This is a genomic window from Bacillus sp. JH7, assembly GCF_001563515.1.
In the GTDB taxonomy this organism is placed as follows: Bacteria; Bacillota; Bacilli; order Bacillales; family Bacillaceae_G; genus Bacillus_A; species Bacillus_A cereus.
This window is the reverse complement of the sequence record NZ_LPUS01000001.1, coordinates 1,771,932-1,798,075: the sequence shown is the minus strand read 5'-3', so window position 1 is coordinate 1,798,075 and position 26,144 is coordinate 1,771,932. Positions and strand designations below refer to the sequence as shown.

Here is a 26,144-nt window from a genome sequence, read left to right as displayed (position 1 = left end):
TGTTAACATAATGCATTTATTGTCATCTTGTATTTGTACTTACGTACTAGCAATTCCTAATCTGCTTCCATTACAATTTGAAACATTTAATTTTTCTTCTAATCTGGCATCTAATCTTTAAACAAAAACTCCCCTTAAATCGAAAATGATTAAGGGGAATTTTATATACGATGCAATTATAGTTCAGATTTCACCCGAACAGAAACATTATTTTTAATTATATTTTTGACATCTTTAAAGCTAACAAAATTGTTACTTTTCTCATCCCAAAGACGGAAACGGAGTGAACGCAAGCTTGTAGCAAGCGTAATTGTTGGTACATTTTTTAAAGGAAGGGTATTGTTGTGTGCCTCTTCTAGTTTATAGTTAGGTACTCTTGGACTTAAATGGTGAACATGATGAAATCCAATATTACCCGTTAGAAATTGCAAAATTTTTGGAAGTTTATAAAAAGAACTTCCCTCCACTGCCGCTTTCACATATTCCCATTCTTTATCTTCTTCAAAATAAGAATCCTCGAATGTGTGCTGTACGTAAAACAGCCAAATCCCTATTGAACCTGCTATTAAAAATATAGAACCATGTACTAAAAGAAACGATTGCCATCCAATTGCCCAGCAAAGCATTCCTACAATAGCAACGATTAAAATATTCGTTAAATAAGTGTTCATACGTTCTTTTTTTCTAGCACCTTTTCGGTTAAATCTATTTTTAAGCAAGAAAACATAAATCGGGCCTAACCCAAACATAACGAATGGATTGCGATATAAACGATATGCTAAACGGAGTCTAAATGGTGCTGCTACATATTCATCTACTGTAAGCGTCCAAATATCCCCTGTACCCCTCTTATCCAAATTACCACTCGTAGCGTGGTGAATAGAATGCTCATGCCCCCACTGATCAAATGGGAATAATGTTAAAACGCCCATACACGTTCCAACTATTCTATTTGCACGTCGACTTTTAAAGAATGAATAATGGGTACAATCATGAAAAATAATGAAAATCCTTGTCATAAATCCAGCGGCTAACAGTGCTGGAACTAATGTTAACCAATAAGAAACTGACAAACTTTTATAAGCAAGGTACCATAAAATAATAAATGGCACGATTGTGTTGATCAGTTGCCAAACACTTTTTTTAATCGTTGATTTTTCAAAAGGAGCAACTTGTTTTTTTAAATTTTTAGTATTTTCTAAGGTCATTGTTCTAATTCCTTTCCTTTTTGTTGCTAATTCATATTATAGCACACTATTAGTATCAGGTGTTAAAAGTAGCTATAATAAATATTTTATACTATGAAAATCTCTTTTTTCTTACTCATTACTTACAAATTTCTTACGTCCAAAATAGCTTCTATAATTGGACAGACGGAGCATTTTATGTATCAAAGAAACTTCATATTTTTCCAATAAGTACATAAAAAACAGCGAGTTTTTTCACAAGAAGAAAAAAGCTGCAATCAGTCAGTTTCACCGACTTATCGCAGCTTCTCTTCTTTTCACCTTATTTTATCGATGAAGCCAAACTGCACCTGCAGACTTGTCTTCAGCTTGGCCTACCACTTCAAACTTCAGTCCTAGCTTCGGTAACTTACGTCCTGCATCAGGAATAACGCTGTTGATGTATTGCTTAGAATCATCAAATTTTGCCACTCCTGGTAATCCTTTATAATCAAAGATACCGCGTGTTGGTGAATTTACTTTCCATGCTGGTGTTTGATCAAATGAGAATGCCGCATCGGCAATTTGATAACGCGTACTGCTCTTCACAGTAGGTTGTCCGTTTAATGTCCCTACAATTGCCTCTGGATGAGAATCTACTACTCCTAAGAACCCTTCACCTGGATGAACGCCTACCCAGTTATCTGTAAAGCTTTGATCCGCATACCATACAACCATTCCTGTATTAAATACTGGGCCACGTGCATATTGTAACGCAGTGTCAGAACCAGCGTAATTTCTCCACTCTACATAGTAATTATGTTTTTTCTGTTCAAATCCGTTAGACACAGTAAAGCCTTTTAACGTCATTGCAGGCTGACTTTCTGCATCATCAGAGAAAACAACTTTTCCATCTACAGTTAAGGCTGCATTATCTAACGCAAATCCTTTATAAGCTACTGCAATATCTGTTAAGTACTCAAATTGCAGTTTTACTTTTTTTCCTTTGAATTGGCTTAAATCGTATGATTTATCAACCCACTTACCATCAGTTGTATCCGCGCCGCCTTTTATATCTTTTTCGCCCATTCTATCAATGCGTGTCTTCGTTCCATCTTCTGCAATCGCATATACGTCAAGGAAATCATACTTCGCTTCAAGTTCGTAAAATGCCTTATAATCGAACTTAGCATCCTTTGCATTTGTTAAGTCAAATACTGGTGTCTCAAGTGTTGTATGAATGTCATTTCCTTTTGTACTGTAATAGAACTTCTTACCAAACGCTGATTCGATATTTTTTATATCTTTGTCCGGCAAGTTAACACGAACAATTCCAGGTCGTTTAGATTTTGTATTACTTTGATCTACATATGTTGCAACACCGATTCCTTTGCTAAGTTTGTCATAATCTACTTCAAGAATATTCGCCCAGTTCCCCTTCATATTCTTTTGGAAAAACTCTTTATTTTGTGGCGAGAAACTCGTTGGCTCTGTTCCTGCAATTTTTCCAGCCCAGCTACCACCACTCATAATAGACCATGACTCAACAGGTTCACCTTGTCCTGAGTACTTTGTATCATATTCATCTGGTAAGCCTAAATCATGGCCATACTCATGTGCAAACACACCAACTGCTCCGTCTTCAGGCTCGATTGTATAATCATATGCAGCCATCTTTCCGCCCCAGTTCGAAACAGAAGATTTCGTGCCATCAATTGCATATGGTTTTGAACCTAGTTTTGAACGATGTGACCAAATCGCATCATCTTTCAATTTACCGCCGCCAGCTTCTTGACCAACGCCAGCATGTACAACCATTAAATGATCAATAATGCCATCTGGCTCATTTTTATTTCCATCACCATCTTGATCGTATTGATCAAATTGGTCATAGTCTGCTAAATTGATTCCTTTTGCTACCGCTGCTTTTAATGCTTCTTTCACAAAATCTTTTGGTCCTAAAGGCCCCTTGTTATCATGCCCAGTACCCGCATCAGCACCATAATCTGATGCTTTTCCTGGAACAGTAAGCCATTCTGTTACAGTCCCATCAACTGTATAGCTACCACCAGATTGTTCTTCATAATATTGCTTAAATGTGTTAATTTTCGATCCATCAAATAAAGTAAATGGTTCATCACCAAATAACATTTTTTGATAATGTTCACGATTAAAGTCCTTAGAATACATGTATCCTGGCTCTTGATCAATATTGTTATGCTTAAAATCGCTAAATTCTACAAGTAAAACAAGTACTTTATCTTTTCGAACAGCTCCATTGTATTCTTCTTGCTTCGCTGATGTAGTAGGTACTTTTCCATTTAATTTCCCAGGGTTCAATGCTGCACCTTGTCCAGCTACTGGGCCTACTTCAGGCTGCTGCGCCTGTTCATTTTCCCTCATTTTTGCATCTTTTACTTTTTTCATAAAGTCAGAGGCTTCTTGCGTAAGACTATCTCCTGTTAAGATTTCTTTCCCAGGGTTTTCCCCTTTCTTTTTCTCAACATATTTTTCGACAGCCTTTGAAGTCTCAGCTTGTGATGCAGATTGATCAATTACCCCCCGTTGTTTTAGCGCTTCAGCCAAACGCTCCTCCGGTATTAAGTGCTCATCTATTGGTAGAGATGATGTTGGTGTCTCAGCATACGCTGCGTGACCTCCAAAAGCAAACGTACTACTTAGTACTGCTGCTGTTGTTAATACCGCTAATGGTTTTAATTTCTTTTTCTTTTTCAATGTATTTCCTCCCCAGTGTCTGCAAATTATCGTTTTTTGCCGATAACAACATAATATTCGTTATAATACGAATATTCAATCTTTTTCAACAAATAAAATGTTGAGAAATATTTTTTTATGCAGGGTGAAATACATAAGATATAAAAACAAACAGACTCTCCTATAAATAACAGTGAACTTTTATATGTTCTTAGTTACAATCAAAATCCAGTAAATCTGGGATTCATACTTTTTTAATAAAAATAAGAATTAAATATTTTCTATACTATTTAATCTATGGATTACCATATTACTCACTATTCTCATTATTACAAGCTAATAGTGGTTCGTACATCATTATAGCGTGATTCTCTGTTACATATTGATCTTCTATTAACTGTTTCTGTTGATTATATACTTTACGTTGAATCACATTATGTCGTATATAACCGCCCCAGTATGCAGGTTGAATTGAGTGTTCTTTCTCATACACTTCATATTGATAAAGTTGCGGATAGACTGTTCTCCATTCACCAACTAAATGTTCATCTGTCATATAAAGGTGAAGTTGATACAGTTGGTCCGTTTCATTTTTAATTTGTAAATCCAAATAGTTATAGGAACAAGTCGCCCCACTCCCAAACGGTTGAGTGCGCCTAGAGTCAGGAAAGACATCAAAGCTATGACGATATCGTTCTGTTACTGTCAGTGGTGTATGTAAAGTCATCCAATATATTAAATTCGAAAGCTGACAAAGACCTCCTCCAATACCTGTTTGAAAAGATCCGTAATGTAATACCATACCTTCTACATACCCTTTTTTCCTCGTTGGCTTACCTATTAAACGCCAGTAAGAAAATGTTTCTCCCGGTCTAATGACGATACCATTTAGTTTTTTAACAGCAATTTTCAAATTAACAACCTTATTCTGTTGATACCACATATCTACATCTTTTAGCTTACGAAGTAATATCGTTCGGTGCTGAATTGCTGTACAAGGTAGCTTTTCTTGTTGGAACCTTTTTGCATATGTTTTTCCGTCTGCCAACCACTGAATGTACCTCTTTGTAGAGTAATACCACTTCCCTAGCATAATGCGATACTTAGACCGCTGTTTAGGACGTAAGTGCACTATATTCATTTTATTCCCTCTCTCTTTCTTCAAGTAAATTCTAATATATTTCTAATTCAATAAACTACAGTTTTCTTAGCTGCATAATAATTTCCACAAAAAAATAATAAATTTACTCTAGTGGAGATTTTATTTTGATGATTGCTTTATAATTATATAAAACTGAGCTTCAATACAATAAATTGAAATAAACATATTATAAATATAACGGATAACCTTAAATAAAAAATAATGAACATTAAAGAAATTCTAAAGTATTAATATATTTTTCGTAAATATTAATTGATAACACATTAAACTTTACTATATGTATAACTTCTTATTCTACAAAATGAAATTTTTTAATGTAAGAAAAAAATATAATTTCCCTTTAACATTTATACAAGTCTCATATAAAAAAATTACAAAACAATTCGAGCCCTTATATTTAGAATAAACACAAAAAATTGCCACCAGTTAGCTTAACTGGTTGGCAATTTTTTAACGAGAATGCTTTACAAATAGTTGAATTGCTTCTTCTGGTACATAGTACTTTCCATTACTCTCTACAATAATACTTCTTAATTCATACCCTTTACCATTGATACGAATTATATTTTTGTTACCAAATAATTGTGCTTCTACTTTATTATGTTTTACTACGAGTAACGGGTTTGCTCCTTCGGTTTTGTCGGCTGTTACAGTTGCACCGATTTTCTTAAAGGCTTGTTCACTCTCTAAAAATATTTTATTCGTTACTTCTTCTAAGTTAAAGCCCATCGCTTTCGCCATCGTCTTCGCAATGTCTGTATTTTGGATTAAGCCTTCTGGTTTTTGAGGTCCATAAGAATGTAAGAATACATCCTCACCTGTATGTCCTCCTGTCGTAAAGCCGATATTTGCACGATTAGCCAATAATGTAGTAAAAATTCGTCCTACATCCATTTTCTTTTTTGCCACTTTTAATTGTTCTTTTTCATCATGAGTTAGATTATCCAAACCGTATAGTTTAGCTACATCTTCTACATTTGATAAATCAGATTTCAGTTTATTTATAGTTCCTTCAAGTGTCATTTTCGCCTTTTTCAATGGATCAATGTATACAGAAACCGGTGTAGTATTGTATCCTTTTGTCGTATTCCTATTCCCTATAGAGATGCCGCTGTTACCATGATCAGTTAAAGCGATGAGCATCGTATCCCCATCTTTCTTCGCAAATTGTAACGCCTTTGCTACCGCTTCATCAAATGCCAATACATCACTAATCATCCCAATTGGATCATTAGCATGAGCTGCCCAATCAGGCTTACTACCTTCTACGAATAAAAAGAAGCCATCTTTATCTTTTGATAATGTTTGAATTGCTTTTTCTGTCATTTGAGAAAGTGTTGGTTGTTCTGGATTTGTTGCTATACGATCCATATCAAACGCAAGAGCATGATGTGAGAAAGAGCCCCAAATTTTATTAGATTTGGAGTTCAATAACGCATCTTTCGTTTCAACGAAATCGTATCCTTTGTCTTGAATCACCTTTACTAAATTTTCACCATCTTTTCGGATTCCATTACTTTTCATAGGTAACAGCGCCGCTTTTCCCCCGCCTAATACGACATCTATATTTTGATATACTTGCTGCTTCGCAATTACGTCAAAATGTTTGCGATTGACATGGTGAGCAGAGAATCCGGCCGGAGTAGCATGCTGAATTTCAGATGTAGCAACAATGCCAGTTGCACGACCAGTACATTTTGCGCCTTCTAATACGTTTGCGACCGGCCGTAACTTTTCTTCTTCTTTTATTGGCTGTAAGCTAGGCGAACTTACAATAGAAGGTAATATACCTACATATCCTGAATTCGATTTATTTCCAGTTGCTAAAGCTGTTGCTGCTGGCGCTGAGTCTGTAATAGCTGATTCCGCCGAAAACGTACGAACACCTCCTGTTACAATTTGATCTAACGTAAGCGGTGCCCCTTTATACCAGCGAGCCAATGTTGTCGCCGTTGAACTCGTTCCGTCCATAACCATCATAATTATATTTTTAGGCTGGTGTTCTACTTTTTTCACCTTAGCTTTGGCCGCATGATAATTCATCATACTTTCCGTACTTAATATGCTTACTATTATAGCTCCCACTAATAGTAACTTTTTCATCTTCACACCATAATTCAACATGATTGTTCCTCCATAAACTTTGCATTCATTTCAATACACCTTATTTCCTTTTCCATACCAAAACCTACATATGTTTTATTAGTTCCCAATTCTCATAAAGCTAACAATAGTTACTTTCTCTTTCTTTAATTAAATATCGATATGTATCATTTATCTTATAAAAAAGATTTAACATCCTTTTCATTAATTACTTGTTTAACAATAAATCCTCGATTAAAAGAAATAAAAATTTATTGTTAAACAATAAATTTCATGTTAAATTAATAAGATATTAAATAAATGAGGTGCTTTTTATGAAACAAGGATCCACACTCTTTTTAAAGACCGTTGTAATTCTAATCGGAATCCCCGTTCTTGCTATGTGCATTTTTTTAGTCCCTAAAATAGGAAATTTTGCCGCAGAATTATATCCAGATATTGCATATATTAAATATCTTGTATTTATCAATTTATACGCAACAGCACTACCTTATTACTTCGCACTGTACCAAACATTTAAGCTTTTAAACTATATTGATAAAAATAACGCATTCTCAGAGCTATCTGTTCAAGCTTTAAAAAATATTAAGTACAGCGCATTGGCAATTAGTGTATTATATGTATTAGGTATGCCACTTTTTTATCTCGTGGCAGAGAGAGATGATGCCCCTGGCATTATTATTATCGGAATGATTATGATTTTTTCTTCAATGGTAATCGCGGTCTTTGCTGCCGTTCTCCAAAGACTATTAAAAGATGCTATAGATATAAAATCAGAAAATGATTTAACGGTCTGAGGTGAATAATATGGCAATTATTATTAATATTGATGTAATGTTAGCAAAAAGAAAAATGAGTGTAACAGAACTTTCGGAGAAGGTTGGAATTACAATGGCTAACCTTTCTATCTTGAAAAATGGAAAAGCAAAAGCAGTCCGTTTTTCAACTTTAGAAGCAATATGTAAAGCATTAGAATGCCAACCGGGGGATATTTTAGAATATCAACCTGAAGATACCGAGTAAAAAGAGTCCTTCATATGAGTAATGGGTTCAGTGTAGGAAGAGAAAAATGCTAATAACCATTAGGAATAACAAACTAAAACGCTCAGAAGATATTCAGAGCGTTTTTATTTCCTTCTTCAACTAAAGCACCAGTTAGTGTAAAAAGCTATTTCACCATTTGTATGGCTAACTTATCTTTTAACATTGACCTATATGAGTCAATTTCATATTTTGTATTATTGATTTTTTCTTTTTTCATTTTTAACATATCGAATATTTCTAATTCTAAATTCCTTCTAGCTTCAAGAACTTTTATCGCTCCTTCTACACCTGAATGGTTATGTTCTTTCCCATAGCCTTGGTTAGTGTAATAGTCAATAATTCCTGTGGACCATTCTGGAGTTCTTTCTTTTAACGCCTTCCTAAATGAAAATTCAAGATTATCTTGTTCTATATACAATAACATTGGATTTAAATTCTCTATGATTTTTGCAACTTTCATTACATAATTTATTATTTTTTCTTGTTGTTCACCATATTTAATCATCCCAATAGTTAATGGATTTTGTATGAAACAACATTCAAAGATATAAACCTTATTGTCTTCTAGAGCGGTTTCAGCAAAGTCATTCCATTTGTCAGCAATTAATTCAACATTTTTATCGAATGGTAATTCGTATATATCATTTTTTAAAATAATGTTAAATAATTCGTCCGAAAACTGGTCACCAAACTCATTTTTTATCTTTCTGTATGGTAATAAATAATTGCTTCCTTTTTTTAGAACTTTCTTAAGGAGCACTTCTTTAAAATCCCCACTGTTAGATAATAATCTATCGAACTCAAATTTATTAAAACAAGATACACCATCATAGTCGGCTGGGTGGTTCAAATTTCCTTCTAAAAATAGTTCAACCTCAATTTTATTTTGGCTTAGAATTTCATTTATTAGCTTTGCAGTGGTTGATTTTCCAAATCCAGGTAACCCTTCTACTATTATTAGTTTTGTATTCATAGTTATAAATGCCTTCCTTCAAAGTATTTAACTAAGATTAAAAAAATCACTTACTCCACTGCAATCACCCCTTCAAAATATGATATTTACCATTTCCTTTGAAAAAACCTTCTTAAAGTAACCTGACTGTTAGTTTAAGAACATTTTTTCATAATCTCTACAACTATTTTAACATAAATTTTCCATTTATCTTTTTATTTAGAACACTATTTAACTATATAAAAGTGCTTAAACACTATAATAACAATAAAAAAAGAGTGCTAAATCATATGTGATTTACATCCCTAATTTGTGTGTTATTTTATATTTTCTCTCCCGTAACTGAACCCGATATCATACGAGAAGGACTCTTTTTATTACACATTACGGCGCAAAACTAATTTGACCAGTAAACAATAGGATAATTGCTATGATCCAAAATATAAAAAATGATGAGGACAGTATTAATGAAAGAATAGCAATTCCCTTCTTCTCTGTTCTTTTCGTCATTGTGATTATTGAAAGCATGATACCTACACCTGTCAGGGCAATTGTAATATAATCTCCAACTATATTACCTGCATTGGCTATCCTTGTTGGCGTTATAAAAACGAATAGAAAACACAAAATGCCGATGAGTAAAGATACATAACTTATTATACTATACTTCTTTTTAGGAACTATTTCAGTTTTCATACTAACCCCACCCCTTCTATATAGCTATGAGTTCATATTAACATGAATAACCATAATTTGGTTAAAATAAACTGACCACTTCCTTATTAAAGATGGACGATTATCCTTTAATCTCTAGTAATTATTATATACAGAAAATAAAGTGAAACTTTAATCAGTGGAGGTTTTGTTCACCCTCCACTGATTATTAGTTGAAGCAATCAGGCTGCCCGTTATTGCAGAATAAAATGAAAGAGTTCTAAAAAATAAAGACTGTACCTTTAAAATGAAAGATTCAGTCTTTATTAATAACTTTTTTTATAAAGAAAACTCTCTATCACTCACTATCTTAAAAAACTCCGAGTAATGTGATAAAGAATAATCCGCTACATCACAATCACCTTGAAACATACATGTTGAAATACCTAATTCTTTTGCAGGTAATAAATCTAATTCTCTATCTCCAATAGCTAAATCAATATTATGTTTTTTATGTAAATGATTATAAGCTAAAGAGTTGGGCTTTCGGGGAAAGCCATCGTCAATTGTAATCATATCTACAAAGTATTTTTCCCAGCCGTAATATTTTAAAATGTCCATAACCCCTGTCCTATGTTTATGGGTCATAATCACATTTTTATCTGCAAATTTCAAAACCTCTTCGACACCTGCAAAAGGTTTCATATCTTTTGGCGTGAATTTTCCCTTCAAAACTTTAATCTTTTCTTCCTGCTCGCATGAAATATTATAATACTGAATTGCATGAGAGTATGATATTTTTAAGTTTTTGTATATTTCTTGTTTTTCTACTGAGTCACCTAATATTTCAGAAAGCATTATTGTATATGCAGGATACGTATCAAATAACGTCCCATCAAAATCCCATAAAATATTCATTCTATTCACCTTCTATTTTCAAATCATTGGATGACTAAATCCGCCCTATCCCTCGGCAATTCCGTTTCTAAGTAATAATCCTCTGCTTTCCAATACCTATTTTCAAACTTTGAAAGGTTCTTCTGTGTCTCCTCACTCTCACGTAGAAACCTTGTCTCTCTTGGACAGTCCAAATAGACCATATAATGAAAGAAATCTCTCCATTCTTTTCGCTGCAGAAAAACTCCTTCAATAACAATTACCCCTACAATAGGAATCTGTACTTTTTCCATTTCACATATATCTGTTTCTTCATGAAAGAAAGGTAATTTCAATTTTGTTTCATGTTGTAGCTTTTGAAAAAATTTCTGCCTTAGCCATTCAATGTCCCATTGTAAATAATAATACTCGTACCATTCTTCATATCCAGTATGATATCGTTTATTACGCTCCACTATGTGATCATCAATATGGAAAATATGAAACGGAATGCCTTCTTGTTTCATATTTTCTTTTAAATTGGTTACGAATGTTGTTTTTCCAGATCGACTTAAACCATCTATACCTAAAATGAATCTATTTTCCCTATGCTTCTTCATAATCGTTATAAGTTCGTTTGTACTCATTACTTCTTCCACTCTTCTTTTAATAAAGAATATAAAATAGTATCATGAGCAACTCCATTTTGAATCATATGTTTTCGAAGTAATCCTTCTTCTTGAAATCCTGCTTTACTTAATAATTTTTGAGAAGCTTTATTTTCTACATATACAACAGCAGCAACTCTAATAAGTTGCAATGTTTCAAACCCGTAAGTTAAAATTGCCTGTAACGCTTCCGTTGCATACCCTTGTCCCCAATATGTATCGTCTAATTCATAACCAATTTCAGCTCGTTTATGATGATTATTAATTAAATGAAATCCGCACGTTCCGATTAATTGGCCCGTCCCTTTTTTCTCGATTCCCCAGCGAAATACACTGCCCTCTTCATAACGATTTTTAAACGTTTGAATCGTTGTTTTCGCTTGCTCAATATTTTCAAAAGAATCCATTCCGAAATAACGTATAACTGATTCTTTCGAGAAATATTGGAACAGCGTTTCTGCATCTAATAGTGTAAGTTCTCTTAGTCGTAAACGTTCTGTTTCTAGTTTCGGAAATCCCATCTCTCTTTCTCCCTCTATTCTAATGAACTGCAAATTTCAATATAATTTCCATCTGGATCAGCAATGTAGGCAATTGTTTGTCCCCACGGTTTTACAATAGGTTCAACTAAAATCTTGATTCCTTGTTCTCTAAATTGCTCAATCGTTTCTTGTACATTCTCAACAACGAATCCTAATTCGAAATGAGAAGACTGTAATTCACCTTCTGTAAGCGGTAGTCCTGTTAATTCTTTCACATCTTGCCGCGTATTCATCGCTAAAATGGTAGTTCCAGTATTAAATTCAATATATGTTCCGTGCTCTGCTTTTATAGGTAACTGTAAAATATCTTTATAGAACCTTAAACATGCCTCAAACTTTTCTACATATAAAATGATGTACTTCATTTTCAAATTCATTTTACATCCCCCTTTATATCCATCCCTAAAATTTCGACAAATGTCTCATAAAAACCTTGTTTCTTATAGTAACGAGCACAAAAAAATGAGGCCGATTTCTCGGCCCCCCAGCTTATTGGCATAAAACAGGAGATTTGGTTTGGACATAACCAGTTCGTACTTTTATTATATTTTATTTTTTCTGAATTTTAAATACATTAAACACCTATTTATATTGAGAAAGTTTTTTGCTTGCATAAAATTAAAGATTTTAAGAAATGATACAAATGGAGGTGTATACATATGGAACCAATGCTATGTCCAAGTTGTAAAACAAACCGTACCCGCTTTAATATTCTTGAGCAACAAGTAAAACCAGTCAAATTAAATCCACAAACTGGTCAAGTAGAAGAAGAATACACAAATGAAACGATGAATGCTTTTCATATGGCCTATCAAGGACCTACATACCGTGTCCAATGCGCTGTATGTGGGCTTGTTGAAAACCCAGAACAATTTATTAAACCTGCTCAAAATCAGTCTTTCTAATAAAAACATGATTATCCCTTATAGAAATAGATTTTTCTATAAGGGATTTTTTCGTTTAATAAGTTAATTAAAAATGGATTTCTTCCTTATTATATGTTGAATTTCGCACTATTTTGCTAATATTCAAAAAAGGGCAATACATCAAGTAATATTAATATTTAGGATTTCGGATCATTTTAACTAGTGGTTTATTATTAAGAATCATTTCTTATTCATTTATGATTTTTATTTGGTTATAAGATTTTAATACTTAACTAGTAGTTCTACACCTTAATTGCATAGTTTTTATTATGTAAAAAAGAGTGAGCAAATTACGTTTATATAGAAACAAAAGAAGTTGATCTCGGTTTTCCCTCTCATCAACTTCTTTTAAACTCCACTCTTTATTATAATATTTCACTTTTTAATTTTCTGATTTTCCAAGAGAGTCTTATAAAAAAGTACATCCACATACAACCTGAAAGACCTGTCGTAACTTTCGCCCACATTGGCAATCTTGATTCCATCGGGCTTAAAAATAGGTTATACATTGATGGTAATATACTTGCTGATATAATAACAAGGAATAGCAATAATTCATTTAGTTTTTGTATCCTCGTCTCTTTTTCTGAGTAAATATCAGGCAATTCATTAACCTCTTCTACCTCTTTACAAAAATAATTCCATCTTGTGAAACTTGTTACGCGTTTCCAACCTGACATTTCGTATATTTCGAAATACTCTTGTTGTTGTTCTTTCGAATCTCTATAAACCAATCTAAAATCAGCTTTGTATATTACATCTTTTGGCTCAGTTTTCTGAAACGTATACATTAAATTATATTTTTGTAATGCCCAACCTTGCTGATGCATCTTTCGTAAAAAAGCTTCTTCTTTTTCTAAATTCCATGCCGTAAAAAATTTAAATACCCTTTTTGTCTCCATCTTCCATTCACTCCCCTAATATACTATTTCCATTCCTTACAGATCTCTGCAATCTGTTATATTCTAGCTCTAACACTTCTCTCCCAAACGCCGTTAACTCATAGCACTTCTTTCTATCTGTAGAGGCAACTTCAACAATTAATTTTTCTTTAAGTAATTTCGTCGTATTCCCGTATAAAGTACCAGGACCGAGCTTTACTTCCCCATTTGTCATCTCTTCTACCATTTGCATAATTCCATATCCGTGCATTGGTTTCACTAGTGATAACAATATGTAATATGTCGCCTCAGTTAACGGAATATATTTTTGCGCCTTCCCATTCATTATAACTACCTCCGATACATCGCCTTATGATATATCGACTTACGATACATCGTATATCGATATTGTATAATCATATTCCAAAATATGCAAGAGTAATTTAATAATTAAATATCCATTTCTTTGAATTAAAAAACCATACAAATTTTCTGAATAATTTGTTAAAATATAGAAATATTAGCTCTTTTATAATGAAAGGAATGGTACATATGATAAATAAATTGAAAGAAAACATCGGATCTGTGTTTGTTGGGAAAGAAAATGTTATTGATCTACTGCTCGTTTCACTTCTTGCTGATGGACATGCACTACTCGAAGACGTGCCTGGTACTGGGAAAACGTTACTGGCGAAAACCATTTCCAAAAGTATTGGTGGTAGTTTTTCTCGCGTTCAATTCACCCCCGATGTACTTCCAAGTGATATAACAGGTATTGAATACTTCAACCCAAAAACAAGCGAATTCGAATTAAGAATTGGACCAGTTATGACAAACATTTTGCTGGCAGATGAAATTAACCGTGCAATGCCGAGAACGCAGTCGAGTTTGTTAGAAGCGATGGAAGAACGACAAGTAACGCTCGAAAAACAATCTACGCCTCTGCCGAAACCGTTCTTTGTTATTGCGACGCAAAACCCAATTGAATCACAAGGGACTTTCCCTCTTCCAGATGCACAGCTTGATCGCTTTTTAATGACGATTTCAATCGGTTATCCTACTCCTGAAGATGAGCTACAAATGATGCGACGTTTTCGGAACGATTTACCATTAGAAAGTGTCACATCTGTCATCTCATTAGAAGATATTTTAGAATCTCAAAAACGAGTAAAAGAAATATTTGTTTCGGAACCGTTAGAACATTACATTATTAAACTTGCTCATGCTACAAGAAATCATGATTATATCGCTAACGGTGTAAGCCCACGTGCCACATTAGCTTTAGTACGTGCTGTTCAAGCTTTAGCCTTTTTACATGGGAGAGAATATTGCACACCAGAAGATATACAATTGTTAGTTCCTTCTGTTTGGAATCACCGTATCGTCTTATCAATGGAAGGTGCATTACGTACGACAAAAAATGATATTATGAAAAGTATTTTAAAAGAAGTTGACGTACCTGTGGAGATTGAGCAAGCATGAATGGACAGCGTGTTGTAACTGTGCCTTTATTTTTTCAACTCCATATTATTCAACTAACCGTTCCAATCGCGTTACTTTTCACATTCTTTTTCCCGCAACGAATGCTTATGTTTCTCTTTTTCTTCTATTATATATTTGCGATTTTTATTTATAAATATGTCGCTTTCATAGAGAAGAAGTTTCAAATCATAAATGAGAAACAAACTACACGGCTTTTTCCTGAGGAATCTGGACAGTTTTTTATTCATTTAAAAAATGGAGCCAGCATACCGCTCGTTAATGGTGTTTGTTACTTTCATTTAAATTCGTCCCTTATACCGCATAAAGAGCAAGGCATTGAACAAATATCAAAAACATTATTCTCTTTCCCATTTTCACAACCCGCACATTCGGCACAAAAATGGGGTTTAACATTAACCGCAACGAAGCGTGGTGTGTTTCAAATTGAACAGTTTGAATGTGTATTAAAAGATCCATTTCATCTATTAACTGTACATTTACCTGTTTTTGATAAATTAAGGACTGAAATTATTGTGTATCCTTCTCCTAAAGAAGTAGCAGGTTTGCAAGAACTTCAGCAACTTTTGAATGGATTTTATCGAACGAATTTTTCTTTTTACAATGATGAAACATCTATTATCGGTGTAAAGCGATATGAGCGTGAGTCTTTCCGCTCTATTCATTGGAAGGCATCTGCTAAAATGCAACAATTACAAGCGAAGCAATATGAACCTGTAAAAAATTATAGTTGGACGATTTGTCTTTCTTTAGCTGCCGATCGTGGATTTGGTTGGAAAGATAATGTAGAAGAACTTATTTCATATGCAACATACATTTTCCAGTACACAACGAAGCACCACATTCCGTTTGAATTGTTTATTAGTGTATTAGCAGAAGGCGGTGCATTACATGTACCGTTAAATGAAGGACAAACACAATATGCAAAAGCTTTAGAAGAATTAGCCCGTATTTCAGATGATAGTACGTTACTTCCGAAACAAGGATTCCTTCATTATGTAAAGAGAAAGAGAGAACGATCGTCTACAATGATATACATTGGTTTACAAAGAAATGAACTCCCTCTTCTCTCGCAGCCAACGTTTCTCATTACTAGTGAAGGGATGGTGGAACCAGTTGAAAACTTGGCTATATCACATTCATGATTTCATTCTGCTCCTCCTGCTTTCATTATTAACAGAAAGAGATGAACTAATTAGTATTGCAATATTTTTAACAACAGGCTATATTGGAGTATTTCTTATTCATAAATTTATGCAGAAAAAAACAACAGGATTTGTAATACTTTTAGTTCTTCAAATCGTTCTTTTCTCTTTATTTTTACCTTTTTCTCTTTTGGGCACAATCATATTACCACTATTTTTCTTTATCGTACATGTGGTCGGACCTGGATATCCAGTTCAAAAATCTTTAGGTGGTATTGTATGGTTTGTCGTTTCAGCTATATTTTATGCACCCTTTCCACCGTTGTGGAAACTATTAATGTTAGCCTTGCATCTTATGATTACATTTTGGTTAACCGGGGCAAATCGCAAACAACAACTATTACGTTTTGCTTCTATCATTACGATTGGCTTAATGAGTATATTAATTGTTCAAGTATTTCCTTTCATTCGACTTATTTTTGGTTTTATAACGGAAGTAGTCGCATTAGGCGTCGGCTATGCTTTAATGCCATTAATTAAAGCAGCGGAATTAAAAGATACTGAAGATGTTTGGGCAAATAAAGGACATCTCTTAAAACCCAAAATTGAAGACGGAAAAAAAATTCCTGATTTTGATCCAATACTCATAAATAGCGCTACAATAATAGTCTGTACAGCTATCACTATTTACGTCGTTTGGAAAATAGTAAAAAAACGAAAACATTTAAGTTTACCAAATATGCCCGCCTTCGAATCTACTATCATTACTGATAAAGAAGGAATAAGCCAAAATCGTTTTAAACGAAATAAACCGCCACATAACGAAATTCGGAAGGAAATTTTCAAGCTAGAGAGTAAGTTAACCCCTCCTTTAAATAGAAAACGGGGAGAAACTGTTGAGGCTTGGCTAGAAAGAATAAACGATGAAGAAGATGTAAATATTCAAAGTGATATTATTATAGATGCTTATAATACGGTGCGTTATTCAAATGGTGCAAACACTGTACTTCTACATGAATTTAAGGAAGAGATTCATAAGCTTTATGCATATCAAAAAAGTTTGAAGAAACGAAAGAAATAACGTAACAAAAAGACTCCTATATTCATAGGAGTCTTTTTATACTTCTACGTTGCTTTTTAAATGGAAGCATTCTTCCCTGCTTCAATTTCTAATGACTCTTCATGCCACCAAAGTGTTTCTTCAGGGTCTTCTTTAGCGATTAGGTGTGCTTCTTTTTTCGTTTCTACTGTAGGATATGAACCTTTTAGCGCACGCCCTGAAGTCGTAACGAATAGTACACTAAATACAACTAATCCAATAATACTTACACCTGCTAAATAAAATGCCGGTGCGAGCGGGTTACCAGTTGCATGAACTAAGTATGAACATACGAGCGGTGTTGTTCCACCGAATATCGATACAGAAATATTAAATGAGATCGAAAGTGCTCGATAACGTACATCAGTGAAAAAGAGTGATGGTAATAATGAAGGTAATGTTCCTTCATATACACTTAAGAAGAAACCTAGTACGAAAACACCTGCAAATATAGCTGCAATATGTCCGTTACCTATTAGTAAAAATGCTGGAATTGCAAATACAGTTAAACCAAGTAAACCAATTTGCACAACGCGTTTATTACCAATTTTATCACTTAATTTACCGAAATATAGTGCTAGTGGAATCATAAGTGCCATCGTAATAGAAATAATTAATAAGCCTGTTGTTTCTTCGACTTTAAGTACTTGAGTTAGATAAGAAGGAATATACGAAAGAATCATATAATTTGTAATATTAAAGAAGGCGACAATTACTGTGCTTAATAAGAAGTCTTTTTTGTGATATTTAATAATATCCATAAATGAAAATTGTTCATTGTCTTCAGATTCCTCTTGTGCTTTTTCCATCTCTTCAAAGATTGGAGATTCATCTAGATGACGGCGTAAGTATAAACCGACCAAACCAATTGGTGCAGCTATTAAGAACGGAATACGCCATCCCCAGCTGAGCATTTGCTCATCTGTTAACAATAACGTCAAAATGGTAACAATTACCGATGCAGCAATGTAACCTGAGAGTGTTCCAATTTCAAGACCACTACCGAGTATACCACGCTTTTTATCTGGAGAAGATTCTGCGATATAAACCATTGCTCCTGAATATTCGCCGCCTGTAGAGAAGCCTTGAATCATTCGGGCAACTAAAAGTAGTATTGGTGCCCATACACCAATTTGTTCATAGGTTGGTAGTAATGCGATGAATAATGTAGAAAGTGCCATTAAAATAATAGTAGTACTTAACACGATTTTTCGGCCGTACTTATCTCCTATTCTACCAAAGAATACACCTCCGATTGGTCGAACGAGAAAGGCTGCTGCAAATGTACCGAATGTAAGTACAAGTTGCAATCCACTATTATCAACACCTGAGAAGAATAATTGACTTAAAATTACCGCTAAATACGCGTATAATCCGAAGTCAAACCACTCCATTGCGTTCCCTATACCAGTAGCAATTACTGCTTTCCTGGCTTGTTTAGGATTGACAATATTAACGTCTTGAGGTTCAAAATTTAAATCATTATTTTGTTGCATATAATAAAACAGCTCCTTATTTAATTTAACTTCTTTAAGCACACCTTCTCTTATTGAATAAAATTAATTCGAAGCACTTAAGGAAAAACAACGTCTCCTTATCTGTTATTATTATTTCACATAATTAATTATTTGTCCAATTAAATGCTCTTTTTATATAAAATTAAACCCTGTTTAACTTGTTATAAAATGACGTTTAGCTTATATAATATATACCTTTACACTACAAATGAAACTTTCATTTATTTATATTTATAACGTTTCTATAATTGCTTCCTCTAACTTAGAAATCAGTAACTTTTACTTAAGATTTGCATATATTTAAAAAGTGAACTCATTAACTCGAATTCTGTTTTATTACATTTAACTATAATATTATTATAGTTTTAAAGGAGGCTCTTTTATGTTGGAAATAATACTTTTACTTACTACTGTTTCTTTTCTCTTCATTATTTCTGGATTTTTCATTACCTTAAAACAATATAAAGAAATAAAAAATATAAAGACTATATTAACTACAAAAAAAGAAAATGAGAAAACTACATCCGAAAACTCAATCCCTATGCAATTAGACCTTAGCGTTCTCAATAATTTACTCGCGTCTGGAATAAATAAAGGTTCCAATTCAAGTAATGAAAATTCTAAGTCTGATAAAACTAAATAGTCGTTACGTATATAATAAAATATATATCTCCTATTTTATCTAACCTTATTAATAACTACCTCTGATTAAAAAGGAGACTACTTATGTGTAAAAATCCAATTTCTATTATTATTCGTATACAGCATAACATAAAAGTTTTACCTGAAATTTTGAAAGCCTGTGAACAACTACAGCCTTTAGAAATTATCCTTACTATTAACGGATGTATCGATGATTCCATTGATATTGCACAATCTTACAATTGTAAAATTATCACATTAGAAGAACCGACAGAATCAAATAATTGTTATGTAATTGGTGCCAAAAAAGCAAAAGGTGAGTACCTCTTATTTTTAGATGCAAATTACAATATCCCCCCTTCCTTACTTAAACAATTTCTTCAACCATTACTAGATAAATCAGCTGACTTAGTATTAAACAATTTAGATGATTTTTTTTATCAAAAGCAAAAGCCAACTATAGAAATGATTTGGCAGCAAGTTACGAATCATTTCTTTCATCGTCCAGATTTACATGTTAACTCACTATTATTTCCTCCCTACGCGGTAACAAAGAAAATTCTTGAAGCAATTACTCCAGAAAGTTTATTAAATCCGATATTAGCACAAATGAAAATTATTAAAAATAATTTTCGCATTAGCAATCATTTTAAAATTTCTATACCGCAAATTCCCTCCTTCCCCTCAAAACAACTCATTCGTTATCACCTAGAAGCAATTGAAAATTGGGTAAATATATTACAAGATTCAAGAGGAAACCATACTGATAATAATCGAAGGCGGGATATTATTTTAGAACTTCAAAACGGCGAACAAAGAGCTATATCCAAAATAATTACAGGTAAAGAGTTTTATTCAAATACTTATGGAAATAAACAATTATCCATCATTATCCCTGTTCAAAATGAAGAAAAAACGATAGAATCTATCATTTTTGAGGTGCAGAAATTAAAACCTTTAGAAATCATCATTATTGTTAATGGATCAACAGATAAAACAGAGGAATTGGCGAAGAATTGCGGTGCAACAGTTATTACTTACAAAGAAGCACTCGGCATTGATACCGGACGTGCCGTTGGTGCATATTTTGCAAAAGGTGATATATTATTATTTATTGATGGTGATTTCTTAATTCCTAGTTCTGATTTATTACCATTTGTACAATCTGTTCAAAATGGAACCGATTTAGCTTTAAATAAATTAGAGCACTACTACATGTATCGTGTTCCTTATACTATCGTAACTGCATGTAAGCATGTTGTTAATTTAGCATGTAATCGAAAAGATTTAGGTATGGGCTCCACAACTGCTGTCCCTCATGCTTTTAGTCGAAAATGCATTGATACAATTGGGTTTGCTTCTCTTCTTTCACCAACCTTAAGTCAAGTTAAAACAATTTTAGCAGGATTGCATGTACAAAATGTTCATTCTATCGACGTTGACAAGATAAATCGAGTTCGACCAGAAAAACACTTCTCGCAGGAAGGCTACCTTTCATTAGCAACGCAACAAATCATTGGTGATCATATAGAAGCAATTTCTTACCTCATCGAACAAAAAAGAAACACTGAATGCTTTTAATTGTATATTCTTACCACCAAATAATATATGAATTTATTTTAAATATATAGCAAAATAAAAAAGATGGTTGTAACCATCTTTTTTATTTTCACATTAGATCAAAAGAAAAGTAGCAGGCAGGCTTTTCATTTCTGTATCTTTCTTAAGAAGTTTGAAAATAGAGGCTTGTTAATGAAGAGTCAACACTTAAATCATCTTTTAGTGCAATTGAGAAACATGCAACTAATGGTAAAGTAATAACAATTGATCCACTAGGACTAATTACAATAGTAGGACTTGTCCCACATGTGCCTCCACAATCGACTACTGCATCAATTCCACTACCAGGGGTAATTGTAATTTTAAGACACACATCTAAACAAACATTATTCGTAGTACATGCCATAACTCTCCCTCCTTTCTTTTAACAATATATGCAGTTAATCAAATTCGGACACGACTCTCTTACTAAGTCTTGTAAATTAGATGCTATTTTACTATTCGTTTTATAGGCAATTAACGTTTGATTAAACTATCTAAATTAACTAAGAAACTCAAATCATCTTTCACTGCAATAGAAATACATGCGATAAATGGTATTACATTAAAATTAGACAAACTTTCATCATTGCACCTTACGAATATTTCTGCGCCACCATTTGGATTGACTTTAGTTTCTAAAGAAATATTAAAACAACTTTTATTGATGCAAGACAAGATATTCCCTTCTTTCTTATATCTAATATCTATTTATCCAAAAATAAAAATACAACTTTATTTACCCTTTACCTTCCATACTTAAAATAAAAAAGATAAAAGCTTCTTCATATATAAAGAAGCCTTTACCTTTTTGTTACTTGTTCATTTACTATCAGTCAGTGAAACATGCTCTTCACTTGTACCTGAGCTAAAAATAATAAAAATTTTTGATTTTAGTTTCATTGCAATACTAAATATCGTCAAGTTGCATAAATGAAATGTTTAAGTTACTCATTCAATAGACAAATTTACCTTTTAAAATAAATCTTTAAAATCCTTATTCTTCAATAAATATGAAAGTCCTTCTAAATGATCCCCAGTAATTCTCAATACAGCTGGTGGATGTCCTATCGTCGCAAAATGCTCTTGTGGCCGAATACGATTTGGTTTCATTACATCTACAAAATGGACACATCCGACTTTATACCCTTCTAATATTGCCTTTACTTGTGCAACACACGCTGTGTGAAGAGTGTCCCAGCCAATTCCCTCTAAACATTTTCTACTAATAGCATGGGGAACAGCAATTGTAGATCCTACCCCTAAATCTTTACGGTTACAAGCAATATTCAAAATATATTTATATAAACTTACAATATATAGAGGAAATCTAAGATTTAAATTTAAATCATTTAAAACCATATCAACACCATCCGCAACAGCTTGCGTTAACGGATGAAGATCTTTTGCTAGAATAGCAAAATCAGCATCAATAAAGAGAAGTATATCCCCTGTGGCTTCTTGTGCACCAATTGCCCGTCCTACATCATGCCCTAATCTTTCTTCATAAACAATTACTGTTGCCCCTGATTGCTTAGCGATTACTTCTGTCTGATCTGTTGACCCATTAATGACAACAATTATTTCTTTCGGTTCAATTTTTCTTGCCTCAAGAATAACTTCTTTAATCGTTGATTCTTCATTTTGTGCTGGTATAATAATTGATAACTGTTTTCCATTATAAATTGATGAATTCATTCCCCATCCTTTATGGAAACGTGAATAATTCTTTTGTTTTTTTAACTGCTCTATAATTTCTCTTTTTCTTCCTCCATCTGTATAGTTACCTCTATCATCTTTTCGTTGTAACCAACTCTCCAAAGCTTTTATATTTTCTTTAATCTCATATACTTCTAATTTAGTTAATTCATTTTTATAGAAAGAGGTTTCGTTTGCGGGCATATTATTCAAGGAGGTGTTAGTGATAGCTGACGAGGATTGTAGTCGCCACCCTTTCTCAATAAGAGTTACTTGGGACAGAATAGGGTTCTGCAAGATATCATATCCAATGTCTTCAATTGCTTTTTTAGTAATAGCATATGGCATAGATAACATCGAATCATATTTTAAATCCATACGCCCCAATACATCGTTTACTATTTTTCTATACACCATAGCAATACTTGGCCATTCTACTCTCATCTTTTCAAAACATACGGAGTCTATGTTATTTAAGATTACATCCTGTTCCTTTTTCAGTATCGGTTCTATAAATCGCTCTAATTCTACCGAAAAAATAACATCTTCCCCATCTAAAAATAAGACTACATCACCATTGGCGATTTTTGCCCCATGAACTGGTGCTTTCCGTTTACTTTTCTCCTCAATCACAACAACGTTACTTTCAACAAATGTTGGTATAGATTGTATCGCACTCATTCTATCATCAGCTACAATAATAATTTCTATCGGTTTTATATGCTGCACTTTATTTAAAATTTGATTCAATTTTGATTTTTCTTCTCCTAAAACTATAACGACTGATAGGTCCACTTCTTTTTGTTCTTCTTTTACAGTCTGATTAGGTTTTACTTTTTTTATATATTCAATTGTTTCACTCTTCCCTACAGCTGCATGTCCTGCTTTTTTATCAAAATATAAGTCAATTATAATTTGATTTACTTCCGTGTCTTTATCAAGTTGCTCTAATTCGGAAATAAATGGTAGCAAATGATTTTGCACATCAAATTCACACGCGAAATTTTGCAAAAAATAAATATTCGGTACATATTTAATGTGATTAAAAAATTTCACAACATTAATTCTTTCGCCAAATTTCTCCTCAACTTCTTCTCTTGATAAATTTGGATAAGACAAATCGAAAACTAGATTTATTGGTACAGGTATCCATTTTAATAAATTTGTTTGAGGATTATTAATTAAAGCTGTGGAGCCCTTAACGAATCCAGCTAAAATTAAAGACATAAATCCTCCCCCGGAACTGCCATAAAACAACACATTTTTCGAATCAACTTTTAACTTTACAAATACTATTTCTAAAATATTTGCTATATCTTGTAAATAAAATCTATTTAACTCTCCCTGTCCCCAGCCTAAAGATAATTTTCCAAGATATAACGTAGGGTCATTATAATATATAACAGTATCTTCAAATTCATCCATCCAAGAATGTCGATGAAAAATAGGTGGACCAATTGGCTGTTCTTGAAACCCACCTGCTCCGGATCCAAAAACAATAGTGTTAGAAGCATCGGGCTTAATACGAATTAAAAATTCATACGTTACTTTATCCCAATCAACCTTGAGTATAAATGGTTCTGTAATTTGAAAATCCATTTGCCATAATTGTTCATATGAAATGTTAATTTTTTTGTACTGGTCTAACAGTTTAATCACCCTTTCCATCTATTTCAAGATGTTCTATTAAGTAAGAGAGAGCTTCAACGTGATCACCAATTATTCTTAATACTGCTGGAGGATGTCCATTGTGACTTACATTCTCCATTAAACGAATTCTATTCGGTTTTACAACATCAACGTAATGTACACATTCTACTCTATACCCTTGTAATATAGCTTTTACTTGTGCAAGACTAGGGCATAGTAAGCTTTCCCAGCCTATTGCATCTAAACATGATCTACTCATAGCATGTGGAATTGCTACTAATGAGCCATTGCTTAATTCTGGACGATTATATGCTAAATTAAGCATATATTTTACGACGTCTACAACATAAAACGGAGGATGTAACATCGGATTCAAATCATTTAATGCTATGTCTACACCAGCTGAAACTGCTTTTGTAAAATGATGCAAATTACTTCCTGAAACACTAAAATCACCATCAATAAATAAAAGAATATCTCCTGTAGCTTCAAGCGCTCCAATAGCACGTCCAACATTATGACCAAGTCGTTCGTTATATTCAATAATAGTAACACCAAGTCTTTTAGCAATATTAGCCGTTTGATCTGTCGAACCATTTACAACGACAATTATTTCTAGTGGTTCTATTTTTCTCGCCTCAAGTATTACTTGTTCTATAGTCTCTTCTTCATTTTGTACTGGTATAATGACAGAAAGTTGTTTCCCGTTATAAATTGAAGAATGCATTCCCCAGCCTCGATGATACGAAGGATACTGCTTGCTTTCACCTAATCTTTGAATAATATCTCTTCTTTTTCCTGCATCAGTAAATCCTACTCTTCTTCCCTTTTTCTCTATCCATTTGGATATACCAATTAAATATTTTTCCACTTTCTCTTTTTCATTTTCTAATAATTCTTTTTTAAATAAATACCCTTCTTCTTCTAACATTTCATCTTTAGATAACGTTCTTATTGCATATTGATTGTTAATCCGCCAGCCTTGATTCACTATGTTCATATGAGCTAGAACGATATCTTCCATATAATTAAAGCCGATGTTTACCACTACTTCTTTCGTAAGTGCATATGGTAATGAAAGTATTGAATTGCTTTTTAAATCTGGTCGACTTAAAATTTCATTTAACATTTTTCTCCAAACAATATCCATATTCGGACATTTACCAACTTCTATAAATTTATCTATTTTGTTTAATACTACATCCGCCTGATTTGTAACAACTGGCTCAATAAAATTCTTCATTTCAGTTGAAGATAATAAAAAATTACTATCTAAAAATAACAATACATCTCCTTTTGCTGCCTTTACAGAAGCTTCATACCCATCATAATACGTACTATATTTATCCATCAAAACAATATGGCATTTATGTTTCTTTGCTATTTCATACAAATTACTTCTATCGTTAGGAACGAAAATTATAATTTCAAGAGGATTTAACTTCCATATAGATTGAATTGACTCTTCTAACATTTGCTCTCTTTCACTGTACAAAATAATAACCGTTAACGATTTCATTACACGCCCCCTTTACACATTATGTGACATAAAATATTAAGTATTACCATTTCCTATGAATTTGCTACTTTATTAACATATTCAAA

At 33.0% G+C, this 26,144-nt stretch carries 25 protein-coding genes; 8 read left to right on the top strand and 17 right to left on the bottom strand.

What is annotated here, in order from left to right:
• Nucleotides 1-176: 176 nt before the first annotated feature.
• The 4 genes from AU379_RS09075 to AU379_RS09060 form a co-directional block, all read right to left on the bottom strand.
• Nucleotides 177-1,208, bottom strand: coding sequence for a fatty acid desaturase (locus AU379_RS09075; protein ID WP_000171499.1), 1,032 nt, complete (start codon nt 1,206-1,208; stop codon nt 177-179).
• Nucleotides 1,209-1,514: 306 nt separating this feature from the next.
• Nucleotides 1,515-3,902: an immune inhibitor A domain-containing protein gene (locus tag AU379_RS09070; protein ID WP_061139152.1), complete on the bottom strand. Its 2,388-nt coding sequence runs from the start codon at nt 3,900-3,902 to the stop codon at nt 1,515-1,517.
• 289 nt (nt 3,903-4,191) lie between these two features.
• On the bottom strand, nt 4,192-5,022 hold the full coding sequence (locus AU379_RS09065; protein WP_009327106.1) for a VanW family protein: 831 nt from the start codon (nt 5,020-5,022) through the stop codon (nt 4,192-4,194).
• A 471-nt stretch (nt 5,023-5,493) separates the two neighbouring features.
• Complete coding sequence (locus AU379_RS09060; protein WP_050821918.1) at nt 5,494-7,167, bottom strand: alkaline phosphatase; 1,674 nt, start codon at nt 7,165-7,167, stop codon at nt 5,494-5,496.
• A gap of 293 nt (nt 7,168-7,460) precedes the next feature.
• Between AU379_RS09060 and AU379_RS09055 the strand changes: the two genes are divergently transcribed.
• Nucleotides 7,461-7,943 carry a DUF2975 domain-containing protein gene (locus AU379_RS09055; RefSeq protein WP_000809124.1) on the top strand — a complete coding sequence of 161 codons (483 nt, stop codon included), beginning with the start codon at nt 7,461-7,463 and terminating at the stop codon, nt 7,941-7,943.
• A 10-nt stretch (nt 7,944-7,953) separates the two neighbouring features.
• A complete protein-coding gene (locus tag AU379_RS09050; protein WP_000974619.1) occupies nt 7,954-8,169 on the top strand; it encodes a helix-turn-helix transcriptional regulator in 216 nt (71 codons plus the stop codon).
• Nucleotides 8,170-8,314: 145 nt separating this feature from the next.
• Here the strand turns inward: AU379_RS09050 and AU379_RS09045 are convergent, their stop codons facing one another.
• From AU379_RS09045 to AU379_RS09020, 6 genes are all read right to left on the bottom strand, one after another.
• Nucleotides 8,315-9,163: a hypothetical protein gene (locus AU379_RS09045; protein WP_050821919.1), complete on the bottom strand. Its 849-nt coding sequence runs from the start codon at nt 9,161-9,163 to the stop codon at nt 8,315-8,317.
• 363 nt (nt 9,164-9,526) lie between these two features.
• Entirely contained in the window at nt 9,527-9,838 is a 312-nt protein-coding gene (locus AU379_RS09040; protein ID WP_000845560.1) for a hypothetical protein, read from the bottom strand.
• Between the two features lie 297 nt (nt 9,839-10,135).
• The gene (locus tag AU379_RS09035; protein ID WP_001024222.1) at nt 10,136-10,714 is read right to left on the bottom strand and encodes an HAD-IA family hydrolase; all 579 of its coding nucleotides are present in this window, start codon (nt 10,712-10,714) and stop codon (nt 10,136-10,138) included.
• A gap of 23 nt (nt 10,715-10,737) precedes the next feature.
• Entirely contained in the window at nt 10,738-11,319 is a 582-nt protein-coding gene (locus tag AU379_RS09030) for a kinase (protein ID WP_000106121.1), read from the bottom strand.
• Nucleotides 11,319-11,861 (bottom strand): GNAT family protein, encoded by a 543-nt coding sequence (locus AU379_RS09025; protein ID WP_000506676.1) that lies wholly within the window; start codon nt 11,859-11,861, stop codon nt 11,319-11,321. The genes AU379_RS09030 and AU379_RS09025 overlap by 1 nt, the downstream gene beginning before the upstream one ends.
• A 14-nt stretch (nt 11,862-11,875) precedes the next feature.
• Nucleotides 11,876-12,259 (bottom strand): VOC family protein, encoded by a 384-nt coding sequence (locus tag AU379_RS09020; protein ID WP_001049847.1) that lies wholly within the window; start codon nt 12,257-12,259, stop codon nt 11,876-11,878.
• Nucleotides 12,260-12,541: 282 nt separating this feature from the next.
• On the opposite strand from AU379_RS09020, the gene AU379_RS09015 reads away from it, so the two are divergent.
• Nucleotides 12,542-12,787, top strand: coding sequence for a hypothetical protein (locus AU379_RS09015; RefSeq protein ID WP_000433609.1), 246 nt, complete (start codon nt 12,542-12,544; stop codon nt 12,785-12,787).
• Nucleotides 12,788-13,173: 386 nt separating this feature from the next.
• On the opposite strand, the gene AU379_RS09010 is transcribed toward AU379_RS09015, so the two are convergent.
• Both AU379_RS09010 and AU379_RS09005 read right to left on the bottom strand, forming a co-directional pair.
• A complete protein-coding gene (locus AU379_RS09010; RefSeq protein WP_061139151.1) occupies nt 13,174-13,710 on the bottom strand; it encodes a DUF2812 domain-containing protein in 537 nt (178 codons plus the stop codon).
• A gap of 7 nt (nt 13,711-13,717) precedes the next feature.
• A complete protein-coding gene (locus AU379_RS09005; protein WP_001013433.1) occupies nt 13,718-14,035 on the bottom strand; it encodes a PadR family transcriptional regulator in 318 nt (105 codons plus the stop codon).
• Nucleotides 14,036-14,241: 206 nt separating this feature from the next.
• Between AU379_RS09005 and AU379_RS09000 the strand changes: the two genes are divergently transcribed.
• The 3 genes from AU379_RS09000 to AU379_RS08990 are packed head-to-tail and all read left to right on the top strand — an operon-like array spanning nt 14,242 to nt 17,415.
• A complete protein-coding gene (locus AU379_RS09000) occupies nt 14,242-15,171 on the top strand; it encodes a MoxR family ATPase (protein WP_000608776.1) in 930 nt (309 codons plus the stop codon).
• Nucleotides 15,168-16,334, top strand: coding sequence for a DUF58 domain-containing protein (locus tag AU379_RS08995; protein WP_001014390.1), 1,167 nt, complete (start codon nt 15,168-15,170; stop codon nt 16,332-16,334). Before AU379_RS09000 ends, AU379_RS08995 begins: the two co-directional genes overlap by 4 nt.
• A complete protein-coding gene (locus tag AU379_RS08990) occupies nt 16,306-17,415 on the top strand; it encodes a DUF4018 domain-containing protein (protein ID WP_061139150.1) in 1,110 nt (369 codons plus the stop codon). Before AU379_RS08995 ends, AU379_RS08990 begins: the two co-directional genes overlap by 29 nt.
• Nucleotides 17,416-17,471: 56 nt before the next feature.
• Here AU379_RS08990 and AU379_RS08985 read toward each other — a convergent pair whose 3' ends face one another.
• On the bottom strand, nt 17,472-18,929 hold the full coding sequence (locus AU379_RS08985; protein ID WP_061139149.1) for an MFS transporter: 1,458 nt from the start codon (nt 18,927-18,929) through the stop codon (nt 17,472-17,474).
• 403 nt (nt 18,930-19,332) lie between these two features.
• Between AU379_RS08985 and AU379_RS08980 the strand changes: the two genes are divergently transcribed.
• Nucleotides 19,333-19,593, top strand: a complete 261-nt coding sequence (locus tag AU379_RS08980) for a hypothetical protein (protein WP_000889747.1) — start codon at nt 19,333-19,335, stop codon at nt 19,591-19,593.
• An 83-nt stretch (nt 19,594-19,676) separates the two neighbouring features.
• Nucleotides 19,677-21,173: a glycosyltransferase gene (locus tag AU379_RS08975; RefSeq protein ID WP_061139148.1), complete on the top strand. Its 1,497-nt coding sequence runs from the start codon at nt 19,677-19,679 to the stop codon at nt 21,171-21,173.
• 142 nt (nt 21,174-21,315) lie between these two features.
• Here the strand turns inward: AU379_RS08975 and AU379_RS08970 are convergent, their stop codons facing one another.
• From AU379_RS08970 to AU379_RS08955, 4 genes are all read right to left on the bottom strand, one after another.
• A complete protein-coding gene (locus tag AU379_RS08970) occupies nt 21,316-21,558 on the bottom strand; it encodes a hypothetical protein (protein ID WP_000752474.1) in 243 nt (80 codons plus the stop codon).
• Between the two features lie 110 nt (nt 21,559-21,668).
• Nucleotides 21,669-21,869, bottom strand: a complete 201-nt coding sequence (locus AU379_RS31200; RefSeq protein WP_002098269.1) for a hypothetical protein — start codon at nt 21,867-21,869, stop codon at nt 21,669-21,671.
• 297 nt (nt 21,870-22,166) lie between these two features.
• The gene (locus tag AU379_RS28735; RefSeq protein WP_119781620.1) at nt 22,167-24,488 is read right to left on the bottom strand and encodes a glycosyltransferase; all 2,322 of its coding nucleotides are present in this window, start codon (nt 24,486-24,488) and stop codon (nt 22,167-22,169) included.
• Between the two features lie 52 nt (nt 24,489-24,540).
• A complete protein-coding gene (locus AU379_RS08955; protein ID WP_000839316.1) occupies nt 24,541-26,058 on the bottom strand; it encodes a glycosyltransferase in 1,518 nt (505 codons plus the stop codon).
• Nucleotides 26,059-26,144: the final 86 nt, after the last annotated feature.

Excerpts from the sequence above, each read along its gene's own strand:
- AU379_RS09010 (WP_061139151.1), bottom strand. The coding sequence starts at position 13,710 with ATGGAGACAAAAAGGGTATTTAAATTTTTTACGGCATGGAATTTAGAA.
- AU379_RS09065 (WP_009327106.1), bottom strand. The coding sequence starts at position 5,022 with ATGAATATAGTGCACTTACGTCCTAAACAGCGGTCTAAGTATCGCATT.
- AU379_RS09000 (WP_000608776.1), top strand. The coding sequence starts at position 14,242 with ATGATAAATAAATTGAAAGAAAACATCGGATCTGTGTTTGTTGGGAAA.
- AU379_RS09005 (WP_001013433.1), bottom strand. The coding sequence starts at position 14,035 with ATGAATGGGAAGGCGCAAAAATATATTCCGTTAACTGAGGCGACATAT.
- AU379_RS09015 (WP_000433609.1), top strand. The coding sequence starts at position 12,542 with ATGGAACCAATGCTATGTCCAAGTTGTAAAACAAACCGTACCCGCTTT.
- AU379_RS08985 (WP_061139149.1), bottom strand. The coding sequence starts at position 18,929 with ATGCAACAAAATAATGATTTAAATTTTGAACCTCAAGACGTTAATATT.
- AU379_RS09040 (WP_000845560.1), bottom strand. The coding sequence starts at position 9,838 with ATGAAAACTGAAATAGTTCCTAAAAAGAAGTATAGTATAATAAGTTAT.
- AU379_RS09020 (WP_001049847.1), bottom strand. The coding sequence starts at position 12,259 with ATGAATTTGAAAATGAAGTACATCATTTTATATGTAGAAAAGTTTGAG.
- AU379_RS09075 (WP_000171499.1), bottom strand. The coding sequence starts at position 1,208 with ATGACCTTAGAAAATACTAAAAATTTAAAAAAACAAGTTGCTCCTTTT.
- AU379_RS08955 (WP_000839316.1), bottom strand. The coding sequence starts at position 26,058 with ATGAAATCGTTAACGGTTATTATTTTGTACAGTGAAAGAGAGCAAATG.
- AU379_RS08970 (WP_000752474.1), bottom strand. The coding sequence starts at position 21,558 with ATGGCATGTACTACGAATAATGTTTGTTTAGATGTGTGTCTTAAAATT.
- AU379_RS09060 (WP_050821918.1), bottom strand. The coding sequence starts at position 7,167 with ATGTTGAATTATGGTGTGAAGATGAAAAAGTTACTATTAGTGGGAGCT.
- AU379_RS09030 (WP_000106121.1), bottom strand. The coding sequence starts at position 11,319 with ATGAGTACAAACGAACTTATAACGATTATGAAGAAGCATAGGGAAAAT.
- AU379_RS08980 (WP_000889747.1), top strand. The coding sequence starts at position 19,333 with ATGTTGGAAATAATACTTTTACTTACTACTGTTTCTTTTCTCTTCATT.
- AU379_RS09050 (WP_000974619.1), top strand. The coding sequence starts at position 7,954 with ATGGCAATTATTATTAATATTGATGTAATGTTAGCAAAAAGAAAAATG.
- AU379_RS28735 (WP_119781620.1), bottom strand. The coding sequence starts at position 24,488 with ATGGATTTTCAAATTACAGAACCATTTATACTCAAGGTTGATTGGGAT.
- AU379_RS08995 (WP_001014390.1), top strand. The coding sequence starts at position 15,168 with ATGAATGGACAGCGTGTTGTAACTGTGCCTTTATTTTTTCAACTCCAT.
- AU379_RS09035 (WP_001024222.1), bottom strand. The coding sequence starts at position 10,714 with ATGAATATTTTATGGGATTTTGATGGGACGTTATTTGATACGTATCCT.
- AU379_RS09055 (WP_000809124.1), top strand. The coding sequence starts at position 7,461 with ATGAAACAAGGATCCACACTCTTTTTAAAGACCGTTGTAATTCTAATC.
- AU379_RS09025 (WP_000506676.1), bottom strand. The coding sequence starts at position 11,861 with ATGGGATTTCCGAAACTAGAAACAGAACGTTTACGACTAAGAGAACTT.
- AU379_RS08975 (WP_061139148.1), top strand. The coding sequence starts at position 19,677 with ATGTGTAAAAATCCAATTTCTATTATTATTCGTATACAGCATAACATA.
- AU379_RS09045 (WP_050821919.1), bottom strand. The coding sequence starts at position 9,163 with ATGAATACAAAACTAATAATAGTAGAAGGGTTACCTGGATTTGGAAAA.